This window comes from Vampirovibrio chlorellavorus, assembly GCF_003149375.1.
GTDB lineage: Bacteria > Cyanobacteriota > Vampirovibrionia > Vampirovibrionales > Vampirovibrionaceae > Vampirovibrio > Vampirovibrio chlorellavorus_B.
This window is the reverse complement of the sequence record NZ_QFWH01000003.1, coordinates 65152-79003: the sequence shown is the minus strand read 5'-3', so window position 1 is coordinate 79003 and position 13852 is coordinate 65152. Positions and strand designations below refer to the sequence as shown.

Genomic DNA, 13852 nt, shown 5'->3' with positions numbered 1-13852 from the left:
AGCATCAAGCCGTGCCCTCGTCAGTCCATTCAGACCCTTCAACTCCTTTAGACACGACTCAAGAAGCCCCCCGCCAGTGGATAGCCCGTCGTCTGGTCTTGTACCAGGCGGCGGAGCGCCACCCGGAATTGCAGGATGTACTGCTCGCCTGGTGCAAGCGGGACGTGCGCTTCTGGTTTCGTCATTTTTGCTGGACGTTCGATCCCCGCAAGGAACAGCCCCACTTGCCGTTTGTGCCTTACGCCTTTCAGGAACGGGCGCTGGTGGCACTGGTGCGGGCCATTGAGACCGGAGAGGACATGCTGATTGAAAAGAGCCGGGACATGGGCCTCAGTTGGCTGGTATTATTGGCCTTCCAGTATTTCTGGCTGTTTCGGGAGGGGGCCAACTTCCACTTGGGCTCCCGCAAACAGGAGGCCGTGGATCGCAAGGGGGATTTATCCACCCTGATGGAGAAACTGCGCTACAACCTTAGCTGGTTACCCCATTGGATGCGTCCGGCGGGCTTTCAGGACAGCGTTCACGATAACGTGCTGCGCTTGTTGAACCCCACCAACGGCAACACCATCACCGGGGAGAGCAGCAACGAGAACTTCGGGCGGGGGGGACGCTACAAGGCGGTGCTGTTCGATGAGTTCCCCTTTTGGCCCACCCAGGACGCCGCTTACGCCTCCGCCGGGCAGTCCACCCCCAGCCGCATTGTGGTGGGCACCCCCTATGGCAGGCACAACCGCTTTGCCGAACTGCGTTTTTCCGGGCAAATCAAGGTGTTGCGGATGCATTGGCGAGACCACCCGGAACGGGATGAAAGCTGGTACGCCACCCAAGCGCAGCGGCTCAGCGAGGATGAGCTGGCCCGGGAGCTGGATATCAACTACCATTTGTCCCTGAAGAACCGGGTTTTTTCCAACTTCAACGAGGCCAACAAGGGAGATTTTCAGGATTTCCAACCCACCAGGCTCATTCGCAGTTGGGACTTTGGCTATCATTGCCCGGCCTGTTTGTTTCTGGCTTTTGATAGTGAGGATCGGCTACTGGTGCTGCGAGAGGTGGTGGGCGCTCAGGTGTTGTTGACCGATTTCGCCCAGCAGGTGAAGGCTGTCACCGAGGCCCACTATGCCGGTGTCCCGGTGGAGGATATTTGCGACCCGGCAGGGGCCCAACGATCCGATAAAAACGTCCGCACCAGCATTGAGATTTTAAACAGCATGGGTATTTTTCCGTTTTTCGATCGCTCTCCCATCAAGGACGGACTGGAACTAATGCGGGTTCAACTGTCTCGACTGATGGGCAATACCCCGGCCCTGCGGGTAGACTATGGCTGCGAAAAACTGATCGAGGCGTTTGAAGGGGGGTATCGATACAGTTCTGCCGAGTCGGAGACCCCGTTGCAGGAGCATCCGTACGAAGATGTGATGGACTGCCTGCGCTATGCGGTCATGCAGAAGTGTTCTTTGCCCGTATCGGTCAAATCCCGACGTTCGCCCCAGTATCGGCCCGGCAATCGCTACACGGGATATTAAAACGCTATGGCTGTGCTAGGCAGGGCTTGCTTTGGGGAAGCACCCATTCAGGTTCAGGCAGACTATGGCTGTGTTCGACTTCCCCACCACATTTCAATAGTCATTGAAACATAAAAATAAATAAACAAATATTTGTTAAGTTCGCTTTTAGCCTGACTTTAAGGCGCTTTTACGGGCCAAAGTGCCATAACCTCGTGCTGACATTCCAGAAAGTTCTCTTATAATAACTCCTACATCCCCCCTCTTTTAGTCTGCCGCTTTATGCGGCCTTTTTTTTACCTTTAGGTCACAAAATGAATTAGCCTGAGTTTCCAGATTTTAACCGTAATTTACAGTCAATCTGAAAGATTTTCGCTTGTGTCCCCCCGACGGCTATGTTATAAATTTCCTGTTGTCTCAAACGAACTCCCCACGCGGGGTGGTAGCTCAGTTGGTTAGAGTACCTGCCTGTCACGCAGGATGTCGCGGGTTCGAGCCCCGTCCACCCCGCCACTTTTCACAAAAAAACTATAAAAGTTGGCAACACAGACACCAGAAGGCTTTCCGAGTTTTGAACCGGAAGGCTTTTTTGTTGGCAGAGATAGACTAAAAAGATCTTACCTAGAAAAGATTTTGAGATAGAAAGAGTGATTGGAAGAGAGCATCCATATGCTGTAACGGACTCCTACCTTCGGGCCCAAAAACGAGGAAGCGCCGCCAGATTTCATTCATCACCAGGTCGGGGGCGCTTGGCCCCAAAAATAGACTCAGGGAAAACAAGGGGCAGCAGGGGAAACCCCGGAAAAGGCACCGGAAAAGACGGTAGACTAGCGGCTTCGGCCTGAGTCAGCAGTTGAGCGACTTCGGTATGCCCCTTCCGCTGGGCCAATTGCAACGGCGTGGCCCCTTTGTAATCCTTGGCGGTAACCAGCGCACCGGCATCCAGCAACGCTTTCACCACCGCCACATGCCCGCCAATAGCGGCATGATGCAGGGGACGGCAGCCATACACCTTATCCGGCAATTCCAGGTTGGCGCCAGCCTGAAGCAGGGGATTCACCAGATCCAACGCCCCCCGGCGAGCGGCAATCATCAGCGGACTTCTGCGGTGAAAACTGCCATCCAGCGCATCCACCTGAGCCCCTGCCCCGATCAATGCCTGCACCGCCTCTCTGTCTTGATATTCGGCGGCATAGTGCAGGATTCGGTTTCCCAGAGAGTCCGCAAAATCAGGATTAAACCCTGCCCGCAGGCACGACCTCAGTCGACGAAAATCCCCATTTTGGGCGGCAAGGCAAAGCGCTTCCGATGGCCCGGCAAACCGTAGTAGGGCGGAAGTTCTGGAATCTCCCGAGGCTGGTGGAAAAGTGGCGGATGGAGAAACCGTGAGAGAAACCGGGGCAGAAATACGAGGAGCCGAGGCAGGGCGCAACCAACCGCTACCGACTCTGGAATCAACGTTTGAAAACATGTTAAAAAAACCTTTTTTCGTGCAGGAATTTTTGCGTGCGGAATTTTTTCAGGACGCCTTCATGGGCCTACTGCCATCAGGGCGCCCCCCTGATTCATAAACATTAAAACCAAACCGCCGCTCAGCGTGCCTAAGCAGGATCAGTGGCCGGGCTATTGCCGGTACTCCGGCAGCCTGTCTCACCCCATCGCCGGTGGGGCGCTATTGGCCCCTTATCGGGAAAAGCGGTTAGAGCGCCTGCTGATATAAAGCTGCTCCAGCAAGGTTTCCAGTCCCGGTTGCCGAGCATGAGGCCGCAGGATACGCACCACCGAGCGGTGTCCGTAGCTGGCCGCCCGGGTCAAGGCCTCATTCACCAGTGCTTCCTGCCGGGCCACAGGGCTGGCGGTCAGTAATTCCGAAACCACAGCCGGGTGGCCATACTGGGCAGCCTCTTTCAAGGCGGCAGCAATGGCCCGTTCATCGTCCCGAACCGGAGTCTCCCTTAGCAGCGTGGTCACCACAGGCTCAGCCCCTCCACCGGCGGCGCGTCTCAAGGCCACGGCCAGGGCCACGGTGTCGTCCTTGATGTCCGTCTGTTTCAGCAAGGCAGTCACCACCTGCTGATGCCCCCGGGCGGCGGCATTCTCCAAAGCATCGGCGATGTGAGCCGGATTTTGTCCCGCAGGAATTTGACCCAGCAGTTTGTTCACAATACGCCAATGCCCGTTTTCGGCAGCCGCCACCAGCGGATGCCCCCAGAAGGCGGGCCGATCGACGCCGCTAAGGCAGTCCACCATGTTTTGAACCAGCTGGGTTAGCCCTTGTCCAGCGGCTTTTTTCAACCGTGCCTGATAATGATCGCTTAAGGCGTTGCCAATTTCTGGACTGCGGGAAAACACATCCCTAAGCTGGGGATGGCGTCCCAGATCCCTGCCGAAACAGCGCACAAACACATCCGTGTGGTTCACCACCTCGGGCCACTGGGCATCCGGGGCCAAAGGTTGGGGTTGGGGCCGGGGCGAGGCGGTGGCCCTTCGTGGCGCGCCAGATGGCAGTGCTTGTGCCTCCATCCGGGTCAACCTTCCGCCGGACCGGGCCCGGTCTGCCCCCTGCGGACGGGGCGCAACCTGGCCGCAACGGCTTGCTTCAGTTCACGATAATTGGCATAGCGTTCCAGACCGCCTTCATAACAGGTTTCCAGATAGTTCATGGTCTCCTGAAGGTCCCCGTAAGTTACCTGTGGGTGGGTCTGAATGTAAAAATCCAGGATGGGAGCGATATTTTCAGGGGGCTCAAAATACTGGGGATCGGTCAAATTCTTCAAACAGGCCCAGGCCAGCTGTCCGGCCTGCTCATACAGGTTTAAGGACTCCCGAGGGGCCCAGTTTCCGGCTTGAGCCAACAGGGTCAGGGCCCCGTGCCGTTGCTGGGCAAACAGCTGAAGCTCCGGGCTCTCCAGCGGAGCCCGCAAACTGTTTATATTTGAACTTTTGGTTAAATGCCGGTTGCCACGCTCCAGAATCGACAGGGCTTCGGCCACCTGACCCGGCTCAACGGACTTTTCCACATCCAGCGGCACCCTGTCCGGCCCGGCAGACGCCACCGGCCCGGCGTGAGGGAGTGGCTTTGCGGTGCGGATGAACTGGTCAAAATTTAATTGCCCCTTCAGGCTGGCGCTTTTTTGAAGCGATTTACCTTTCAGCAGCTTTTCGCCCAATGGCCCCAGCTTTTCTGGCGTTTTTGGGGGAATGGGAGGGGTACCGGTTTTCCGGGGTGAAGCAGGTTCAAGCATCAAGGGGTCATCCATGAGAGAGAGAGAGGGACTTCATTCAGGGAGAGGGACTTCTTTCAGAGACAGAGGCTTCATTCAAGGACAGGCAAGTCAGTCAGGCAAGGGCATTGGCGGCGACAAACCGTGAATCAGGATTCCAGCCTTTTGTTCTAAGGCGTATTCAGAGGACTGCTCAGACGGGTGCGTTCAGGAGCCGTCTCAAAACCATGCGGAGAGCCAACGCCGAGGCTTTGCACACAGTTACCGGACAGTGTAAACAAAACATCGCAAAGATAAAATTGCGCGCTCCGCCATCGACTGAATAAAGAAACGCAAGCCCACACTCAAAGACGACGCAAACAGTATGCCTCAGGGCAGCGTCAACAGGCTATGCAGCTCAAAATCGCTCAACAAGGGATGCAACTGTTTCTTGTTCAGCATATGGGTCAGCTCCGCCCTGAAAAACCGTTGATAGCTCTTTGGGGTTAATCTGCGGGTCAACAGCGGATTTTCATCCATCTCCGCAAAGCAGTGCATCATCAAGCCCAAAAAGGCCTTGCTGGCCAGCAGGTAATCCTGGGGATGATCCTGTCGGGCCGCCTGAATGGCCTCATGATTATTAAACAGCCGGTAAAGTTCATCCGCGCGCATTTGCCGCCAGTAAGCCGGTCGCTCCTGCTTCAGCTCGGAAAGACGGCGCTCCAGATTCTCCCGGATTCGGCGGGAATTCAACGGAGTCTGCAGGGCGTGAGTGCCTGCCACCATCCGGGGGAGCGTCTGGCGAGATTCCGCCTGTGCCGTGGGGGTCGTGGGGGTGGTGGGGGGCAAGGGGCCCTGAAAATGACCAGAAGAGCTTTCAGCAGTCTCATGCTCATCCGCGTCCGGGGGGTGCATCAAATCAATCAGGTACTGGGCGCAGTATTGCCTGTACCCCTCGGGAGATTGCTGCCGGAAGGCCATCAGCTGTGGATTGGTTCGAAAATTGTGGCTGACCCGGGCGAACCGGCTGAAGAGGGGGCCCAGATTGAGCCCGGGGTTCTCTCTCAAAGGGTTCACAAAGAAAGGGGCGGTCAGGTAGCTGGACAAAGCCTCACAGGCCTGCTCGGAGAGAGCGTCCTGGCCTTTTAAGGCCTGCCAGCCTCGTTCAATATCACTCCGTTCTGTCAAATCGGGCGCTGCCAGTAATTTGGCCACCACCCGGGGCTGATTGTGCAGAATGGCCTGCTTCAAGGGGGTCACGCCATAGAAATCCGGCTGGTTGACATCCACCCCCAGGGATAGCGACAACGCCACGGCCTCCGGGACGTCCATCCGGCATAATTCCGTCAGCAGGGTATGTCCCAGATTGCTCATGGCATCCGGCTGGGCGCCGTGTTCCAGCAAAAGCCGGGCCAGGCTCTCATTCTGCTGAATCATGGCGAAACCAAGGGGGCCCATGCCAAAGTCATTCCAGTGATTGGGGTTGGCCTTGGCCTTTAACAGGGCCTCTACCATCTTGTGATTGCCTCGGGCCGTGGCAATCAACAGGGGGGTATCCCCGTCCAGGTCAACCCGATTGGGATCGGCTTTGGCCGCCAGCAGTTTTTCAAGAATACTCAGGCTTTCAAGCCCACAGGCCTGCGCCAGTGGGGTCAGGCCATCGTAGTTGGCCTGATTGGGATTGGCCCCCTTTTGGAGCAAAATGTCCACAATCTCGGGCTGATTGACCACCACCGCATAGGCCAGCGGCGGGTTCCCCTCCGTATCCGCCAGATTCAAATCCAGCTCGGGGGATTGCATTAACGCTTCGACACAGTCCGGGGCCTTGGCCAGAACAGCCATAATCAGCGGGGTGTAGTTCTTGAAAGAGGCGTTTTGAGCATTCACCTGTCCGCCCAGAGCCACCAGCTGCCGGGTCACCTCGGCATTGCCCATACCGGCGGCCAGCATCAGCAAGGTATCCCCGAACTCATTGGAGAAATTGGGGTTTAGTCCCGCCGCTTTATTATTTCCGTGGCCGAGCTGCGGGGGCAGGTAGCCCATGGTCTGCAAAAAACGGGAGAGGGAGTCATTGTCACGGTCACAGGCCGCATTGTCCAGCGACTCCCGATCCGGCGCCGGAGAGGTAGCCCGGGAGCCCTCGTGGGGCTCGTCCCCCCGGCTGGACTGAAACGTATCTTGTGGCGGCGACGACTTTTTGGGGGCACTGGAAGCGCCCTGAAACAACAGCTTCGGTGCGCCATCGGGGCGGCGGGGTGAGCTGGCTTGACGAAACAGGCTGGGCGGAAGCGAAATCATGGATATCCACGCAACAGGGCTTATGGAACAGAAGCCCTCCAAGGGGCCGGACATTGTGTGACTCTATTGTAAATGCTTCTCAAAGCATTCAATTGCCAGCGGCCACCACAACTTCATACTTGGTAATATTGACAGCGCCAAAACCCGGGAACCGGATGGCCTGTTAAAACGGCATATTCGATTCCAGATAACCCAAGCGCCAATCGCCACGCTCGTTCACCATGATCAGGTTGACCCGCTGCTCCTGACCATTGGGAAAGACCAGGTGCGCTTCCACGGTGGCCGTTTTGCCCTGAATGGACAAGGTGGAAAAATACCCGTACCGGGCGAACTGGGCGGCCTGACTTTGCCGGACAAATCGCCGCCAGAAGCGCAGCACCAGATCCAGGTTGTTGGTTTCAAACATCAGCTTGACTTCAGGGGGGCCCAACTTAGCCGCCTGGGCAGCCTTGGGATTTTGCTGGTAAATATCTTTCATCGTCCACTGCACAAACTCTTTTTGGGAGTGATCCGTGAACAAGCCCCAGCACACTTGCACTTGGCTTTGTAGCAGGGTCTGGAAAAAGTAGCGGGCAACTTCATGCGGTTCGGAATTTTTTTTCATGGCATTTCACGGGACCTGGCTGTCAGTATGGCAATTCGGGGTCTGGACAGCGGTTCATCGATTCGGGTGGGTTAGGCCGGACGGGTCAGGATGGGTTAGTTAGAGGCCCTGAACCGAATCCTGTAATCCACTTTTCCACGTTCTCCGTTAAAGGAGCGCATTTGGGTGGTGTCAACGTTCAGGGTGAACATCTCGTTGCTGCTGTAGGCTCTCAGCGGGGGTAGCACAATGACCTGGGTTCCACCGGGATAGAGGGGCAGCACGATATTGGAGGAATAAGCCGTGTTGTTTTTCATGATGCGGACGTGGCAGTTAATGGCATTGGCCCCCTTGCAATCCTGCAGGGAATTGTCCCGCAAATTGGTTCGGGGCGAGATGGAACGAAAGTCAAAGGGCCCGTTGAAATAAAGCCGAAAAGCCAGCGCTTGCTTTGGAATATTGGTGATGGTGGCACCACAACTGGTTGTATTCGGGGCTGTTACGTCGCAATCCTGAATCACCTGATTTTCGGTAAAGTTGTAAATCACAATTTTTTTCAGGGTTAACGGGTTTTTATCGCCCGTGTTGTTGGCCTGATGGTTGGCCCGCCACATGGTGTCAAAATTAATTTCAGAATTGGCGTCCATCCAGCCGTAACCGGGGACAAAAGTGCCCGCCGGTAATTTAATTTTTTGAGGGTTTTTAAACACCTGCTGACCCACCACTTTGTCCGGGGTCACCCCGTCCGGATTCTGCAGGTTGATCTGAGCCACCACAATCACCTGATCACGCCTCGCGCCAGCGGCGCAAGCGCCGTCCAGCAGTTTGGAAGCGCCCATCCCTTCAAATTTATTGACCAGCGCCTTGCCAATTTGGGCGTCCGCATGGCAGATGATGCCCTCGCTGACCACCAGAAAGGGGCTTGGTATCTTGTTCACACTCAGTAAATAAGGATCTTCCTTGTTGGGAACCGTCCCCGAAAAATACTGATTTCTGGAGACGCGGGCGCTATCCCCGCCCAGTACCATGTAGCGGTATTTGGCAATCACCCGGTTATCGTTGTTCAGGTCCAGCGAAATACGCCCGGACGTGGCAAAATAAGCCTTCTGGAAATAGGGAATCCCGTCCACAGGATCAATGTTGCTGTCAAAATTGAGGTAGTTACTGCGAGGCAGCATGCGGGTGGCAATGGCTTCCTGAACGCCCGCCTGGGCGGCGTAGTACGCCTGGGCGTTCTGGGCGGTTAAAATGGCCTGATTGGCGTTCTGCTGGGTCATACTACCCAACAAGCCGCCCCCCACCGTCAGGGTGATCAACAGCACCACGGCAATGGCAATCAGCCCGCCCTGCCCGGCTTCCGCCGAAAAGGCCCGAATTTTGGCGCGCTTTGACCACATCAATTTGAATTTAGCATTCATAAATCCCATCATAAAAAAATGCCCATGGTCCAAAAACCTTCATCTGGAGGATCAAAAGTGGTGGCGGGATACGACAAACTGAATGCAGCACTGTGCTGGAGTGTTGGATATTATTGGGTGTTTATCGGCCCGGGACGGGCTAAAGTTTAACGAATTTTACAAAACTTCATTCCAGACTCAAGTTTATGTCAAACGCGCCGATATTAAATCAATCTCCACAAAACCGGTAGGAAGGCAGTGAAAGAAGAGTGTTGCCCCATGCGCCCACACAAGCTGAATAGCAGCCTCCGCCGAAATAGCAGCCTTCGACTGGATGCCTCCACGGGTCTCAGCCTGTTGGAGCTGGGATTGGTGATGGCCATTGTGGCACTGGCGCTGGTGCCCATGGTTAAATCCATTGGTGGGCCCATGAGCCCCAACGGGAAGGGCTCTGCCGCCCAAACAACCGGTTTTAAAAACAAGGAGAGCATTCTGGCCACCAATCTGGCCAATCAGGTGCTTTCCGGGGATTATTCCAGCTTTAATTGCCTGCCCGCCGGGACCGGCACAAACATTGCCCTGCCCAGCAGTGTGCGGTCCTACAATCGATGTGAGGCCACCCAGGACAACCTGACCTATCAATGGTCCGCGATGCCCATTAATCAGGCCAACAGTGGCAACAAACCGCCGGATGGCTATTCCTTTTTTAAAGGCGTACTGAATATTTATGAAAAGGGGGCATCCCCAACCAACGAGCCGCTGTTGTCCATGCCGGTCAACTTTTACAAATTTACAGGCCTGGCCAATCAACCCCAACAAAAAACCGGGGTATTAATCGCCCTGGACCGATCGGGCTCCATGGCCAACAGTGCCACAAAAGAAGGAATGCCACCCAATATCAGTGGCGATCAGAAAACCCAAAAATCTCTAAGTTTTGCTCTACCCTTCCTGTGGTACCGATACAAGCCTTTCCCCACCCCGGGCACTGTCACCGATTGGGGCTACGATTTTCCGGCAATCTCGGATCCGGTTGCCCAGCCCCTGGATATGTGGAATAACGCAACCCTGGACCTGGTCAGCCTGCAGAATATGGCCGGCCAGAACGGAAGCGATCCCAATCCGGCCACCCCCTTCAATGAATCCTATCTGGGGAGCAACAACCTGTTCAAATGTGACATGCCGGCAGACTCTGCGGCCTGGCTTGCCGCTTCCCCCTTCTTTGACAAGCGCCTGGCCTATATTTTTGACCGGGATTGGGTGCTGGAAGGCGACGCTGAATCTAAGTACGCCCGGCAAAATTATATTGTCCCATTCTGCCAGGAAAAGCAAAATCTACAACAGTGGTCTCAAGTGGTTAATAACAAATTCTCCCGGTTTGAAGCGGCCAGAACCGCGGCCTTATCACTGTTGCTCAAGCTGGAAGAGCGTCCCAGCGTGGTGAAGGCCATCAAGATCGGCTATTTTCCCTGGGCCTTCGCCCCCGCTCTGCTTTATGGGGGGCCACTGCAACCGGCAGTGGTCAGAACCGATCGACAGGGAAAACCGCACGTGGTATTTGACCGCATCCGTGAAAAAATGCTGTGGCTCAATCGCGCGGATCCCGCCACCAAAAACAGTTCCTTTGCGGTCGGTATGGAAGGGGCAACCAATATCCACCTTGCTCTGAAGGAAGCCCAACAGCAATTGCTGGCAGACCCCAGCATTCAGCGACGCATTATCGTGCTGATGACCGATGGAGAGCCCGCCCCCAATCAAGCCCCCAATTCTAACGGCCCGTTCGGCTCCGGGGGACTGCGGGACTTTGCCCAAAGCCAGTTGGGCTGTGGTGCCCCCAAAAACCAGCGTACTACCCTGTTTGCCGTCGGGTTAATTCAAGCCGATGAAGCACTGACAAGGGATATGGCCGATGCCACCCCCAACGGGCAAAGCTTTTTCGCTAGAGACATTGCTTCCCTCGGGCCCATTTTCGACAGTGTGGCCTATGAAATCCAGAAACTGGCCCTGCTCAGCACCGCGGATCGATACGGGCTGGATCTCTCCAACGATGAGAATACCTGCGGCAGGTAAGGCGAAACACGCCGTACCACGCCGCGGCAAATCTGTCAGGAACTCTGGATGCGGGAATTCAGGACAAAACCAGTTGCTGGCCCTTCAGGCGCTTCAGCAGGTTCACGGTCTCCAGAGCGGCCATGGCAGCGTCTACACCCTTGTTGCCCGCCTTGCAACCGGCTCGTTCAATGGCCTGCTCAATGTTTTCCGTGGTAATCACCCCAAAAATCACCGGAATACCGCTTTTCTGGCTGGCCACGGCAATGCCTTTGGCCGCCTCGTTGCACACGTAGTCGTAGTGGGTGGTGGCTCCCCGAATCACGCAACCCAGGGTGATCACGGCGTCAAACTGACCGGATAAAGCCAGTTTGGAAGCCACCAGCGGCAATTCAAAGGCCCCCGGCACCCAGGCCACCGTGATATCGGCATCAGCCACGTCGTGGGCAGTTAACGCCCCGATGGACCCGCTGAGCAGTTTTTCGGTGATCACATCATTAAAGCGGGACACCACAATGCCGACCTTCAGACCGGTGCCTATCAATTTCCCTTCAAACACGTTTGGCATTGATGCAAATCCTTCTGCGTTCAGCGGTTCTCTCGTTCTGGAGTCGTTCTTTATTCCGGGTTAGCGGCGCGATTGGCGGAATCCAGATTCAGCCAATGACCCAGCTTTTCCTGCTTGGTTTTTAAGTATTGCTGGTTATGGCTGTGCGGAATGCTGGGAATGGGCACCCGATCCACGATTTCCAGCCCGTACCCATCCAGTCCCCGGATTTTGCGGGGGTTGTTGGTCAGCAGTTTGAAAGACTGAATGCCCAAATCCAGCAGAATCTGAGCCCCCACGCCATAGCTGCGCAAATCGGCGGAGAAGCCCATTTCCAGATTGGCTTCCACCGTATCCAGCCCTTGCTCCTGCAGGGCGTAGGCCTTGATTTTATTGAGCAGCCCGATGCCCCGGCCCTCGTGGCTGCGCATGTAGACCAAAGCGCCTTTGCCGTGGGCCTCAATGGCGGCCATGGCCGCATGCAACTGATCGCCACAATCGCAGCGCAGGCTGCCCAGCACATCCCCGGTCAGGCACTCGCTATGCACCCGCACCAGTGGTAGCGGTTCATCAGCAGGGCTTTCATCGCCACTCTGACTGACATCCCCCTTGACCAGGGCCAAATGCTCCGAGCCATCGATGTGGTTGCGGTAGGCGTACACTTTAAAATCACCGTAGCGGGTGGGCATCTCGGCCACCGCCTCCCGGGTGACCATGCTTTCCTTACGCAGGCGGTAATTAATCAGCTGGGCCACCGTAATAAATTTCATGTTCAGCCGCTGGGCGATCTCGGCCAGTTCGTTGCGGCGGGCCATGGTGCCATCCGGGTTCAGAATCTCGCAAATGACCCCGGCCGGTTGCAGACCAGCCAGTCGGGCCAGATCCACGCTGGCCTCGGTTTGGCCCACCCGCTCCAGCACTCCGCCCGGTCGAGCCCGCAAGGGGAATATATGGCCCGGTCGGCGCAAGTCGGAGGGCGTGGCGTCCGGGGCCACGGCGACCTGAATGGTCACGGCCCGATCACTGGCGGAAATGCCCGTAGTGACCCCGTACTTGGTGGAAGCGTCGATGCTGACGGTAAAGGCGGTGCCCAAGGGGTCCTGCGAGGGGGAAATCATCTGGCTCAAGGCCAGCTTGTCACAGGTTTCCGGGGTCAGGGTCAGGCAAATCAGGCCCCGGCCCTCGGCGGCCATTAAATTGATGATGTCCGGGGTGATTTTTTCGGCGGCGCAAATAAAGTCGCCTTCGTTTTCCCGGTCCTCGTCATCGGCCACAATAACCACTTCCCCGTTGCGAATGGCCTCGATGGCCTCTTCCACCGTGCTGAAAATGCTGTGGCTGTCATCGGATGGCAGCGGGTCGGAATGGTGTTCTGTCATGGGGCACTCCTTGAAAGCGATACCGGGAGCCGGATAACGGGGGTGGGGAACCTATTCCGGATCGTGATTGAACCAGCTACCCGTGTGAATTTGAGCGGTGGCGGGCGGCTTACGGGTTAAGCCAATGGAATTCATCGCCGGGGCCAACGAAGGCGCATCAATGGAGATGTTCTCTTCTACCGTGGCGTGGGTGGGGTACACCGAGGTCAACTCTGGCTGTAAGGCTGGCGCGCTCAGGCCATCCTGCGGCGGGGCGCAGTAGGGGTTTTCTCCGGCCTGCTGGCCGCTCATCAGGCGTTGCACGTACTTGCCCAATAGATCCGTTTCAATGTTCACCGCATTACCGGGTTGATAATCCCCCAGGTTGGTGTGACTGAGGGTATGGGGAATGATGGCCACCGTAAAGCGATTCTCGCTGACCGTGTTAACCGTCAGGCTGATGCCCAGTATGGCCACAGAACCCTTGGGTACCAGCAGGGCGGCCATGGCCTCAGACGGCACTTCAAAGGTAAACACAATGCTGTTGCCCTGCACCTCCCGGGAGAGGACTTTAGCCAGCCCGTCCACGTGTCCGGTCACGTAATGGCCGCCAATGCGACTGCTGGGGGTCAGAGGACGTTCCAGATTGACCCGCTTGCCGGGCTGAAAGCTGGAAAAATTGGTCTTGGACAGGCTTTCTGGGGAGGCCTCAAAGCTAAAGCTCCCATCATCAAAGGCGATGACGGTCATGCAGGCCCCGTCCACGGCAATGCTATCGCCCAGAGCGACGTTTTCCAGAATGCGCCGGGCTTGCACCCGAATGCGGCTGCCTGCGGCGTTGGTTTCCACCTGGGCAATACAGCCCACTTCTTCAATCAGTCCTGTGAACATGGGGATGGATCTCTTTCACGGCGGTTC

At 56.4% G+C, this 13852-nt stretch carries 11 protein-coding genes and 1 tRNA gene; 3 read left to right on the top strand and 9 right to left on the bottom strand.

What is annotated here, in order from left to right; translation table 11 throughout:
- Positions 1–11: 11 nt before the first annotated feature.
- Together DF283_RS04915 and DF283_RS04910 are read left to right on the top strand one after the other, a co-directional pair.
- The gene (locus DF283_RS04915; RefSeq protein WP_303673611.1) at positions 12–1523 is read left to right on the top strand and encodes a hypothetical protein; all 1512 of its coding nucleotides are present in this window, start codon (positions 12–14) and stop codon (positions 1521–1523) included.
- Between the two features lie 415 nt (positions 1524–1938).
- A tRNA-Asp gene (locus tag DF283_RS04910) sits at positions 1939–2015 on the top strand.
- Positions 2016–2226: 211 nt separating this feature from the next.
- Here the strand turns inward: DF283_RS04910 and DF283_RS04905 are convergent.
- From DF283_RS04905 to DF283_RS04880, 6 genes are all read right to left on the bottom strand, one after another.
- Positions 2227–2973 carry an ankyrin repeat domain-containing protein gene (locus DF283_RS04905; protein ID WP_303673610.1) on the bottom strand — a complete coding sequence of 249 codons (747 nt, stop codon included), beginning with the start codon at positions 2971–2973 and terminating at the stop codon, positions 2227–2229.
- 212 nt (positions 2974–3185) lie between these two features.
- On the bottom strand, positions 3186–4025 hold the full coding sequence (locus DF283_RS04900) for an ankyrin repeat domain-containing protein (protein ID WP_303673609.1): 840 nt from the start codon (positions 4023–4025) through the stop codon (positions 3186–3188).
- Between the two features lie 5 nt (positions 4026–4030).
- Entirely contained in the window at positions 4031–4747 is a 717-nt protein-coding gene (locus DF283_RS04895; RefSeq protein WP_303673608.1) for a hypothetical protein, read from the bottom strand.
- A 348-nt stretch (positions 4748–5095) separates the two neighbouring features.
- Positions 5096–7003, bottom strand: coding sequence for an ankyrin repeat domain-containing protein (locus tag DF283_RS04890; protein WP_303673607.1), 1908 nt, complete (start codon positions 7001–7003; stop codon positions 5096–5098).
- A 163-nt stretch (positions 7004–7166) separates the two neighbouring features.
- A complete protein-coding gene (locus DF283_RS04885; protein WP_303673606.1) occupies positions 7167–7607 on the bottom strand; it encodes a hypothetical protein in 441 nt (146 codons plus the stop codon).
- Between the two features lie 95 nt (positions 7608–7702).
- Positions 7703–9004 carry a hypothetical protein gene (locus DF283_RS04880; protein WP_303673605.1) on the bottom strand — a complete coding sequence of 434 codons (1302 nt, stop codon included), beginning with the start codon at positions 9002–9004 and terminating at the stop codon, positions 7703–7705.
- A gap of 258 nt (positions 9005–9262) precedes the next feature.
- On the opposite strand from DF283_RS04880, the gene DF283_RS04875 reads away from it, so the two are divergent.
- A complete protein-coding gene (locus DF283_RS04875; RefSeq protein WP_303673604.1) occupies positions 9263–11050 on the top strand; it encodes a vWA domain-containing protein in 1788 nt (595 codons plus the stop codon).
- 58 nt (positions 11051–11108) lie between these two features.
- On the opposite strand, the gene ribH is transcribed toward DF283_RS04875, so the two are convergent.
- From ribH to DF283_RS04860, 3 genes are read right to left on the bottom strand one after another with little or no spacing between them, the layout of a single operon-like run.
- Positions 11109–11597, bottom strand: coding sequence for a 6,7-dimethyl-8-ribityllumazine synthase (gene ribH / locus DF283_RS04870; protein ID WP_303673603.1), 489 nt, complete (start codon positions 11595–11597; stop codon positions 11109–11111).
- Positions 11598–11647: 50 nt separating this feature from the next.
- Positions 11648–12955: a bifunctional 3,4-dihydroxy-2-butanone-4-phosphate synthase/GTP cyclohydrolase II gene (locus DF283_RS04865; protein ID WP_303673602.1), complete on the bottom strand. Its 1308-nt coding sequence runs from the start codon at positions 12953–12955 to the stop codon at positions 11648–11650.
- Between the two features lie 51 nt (positions 12956–13006).
- Positions 13007–13825: a riboflavin synthase gene (locus tag DF283_RS04860; protein ID WP_303673601.1), complete on the bottom strand. Its 819-nt coding sequence runs from the start codon at positions 13823–13825 to the stop codon at positions 13007–13009.
- Positions 13826–13852 lie beyond the last annotated feature (27 nt).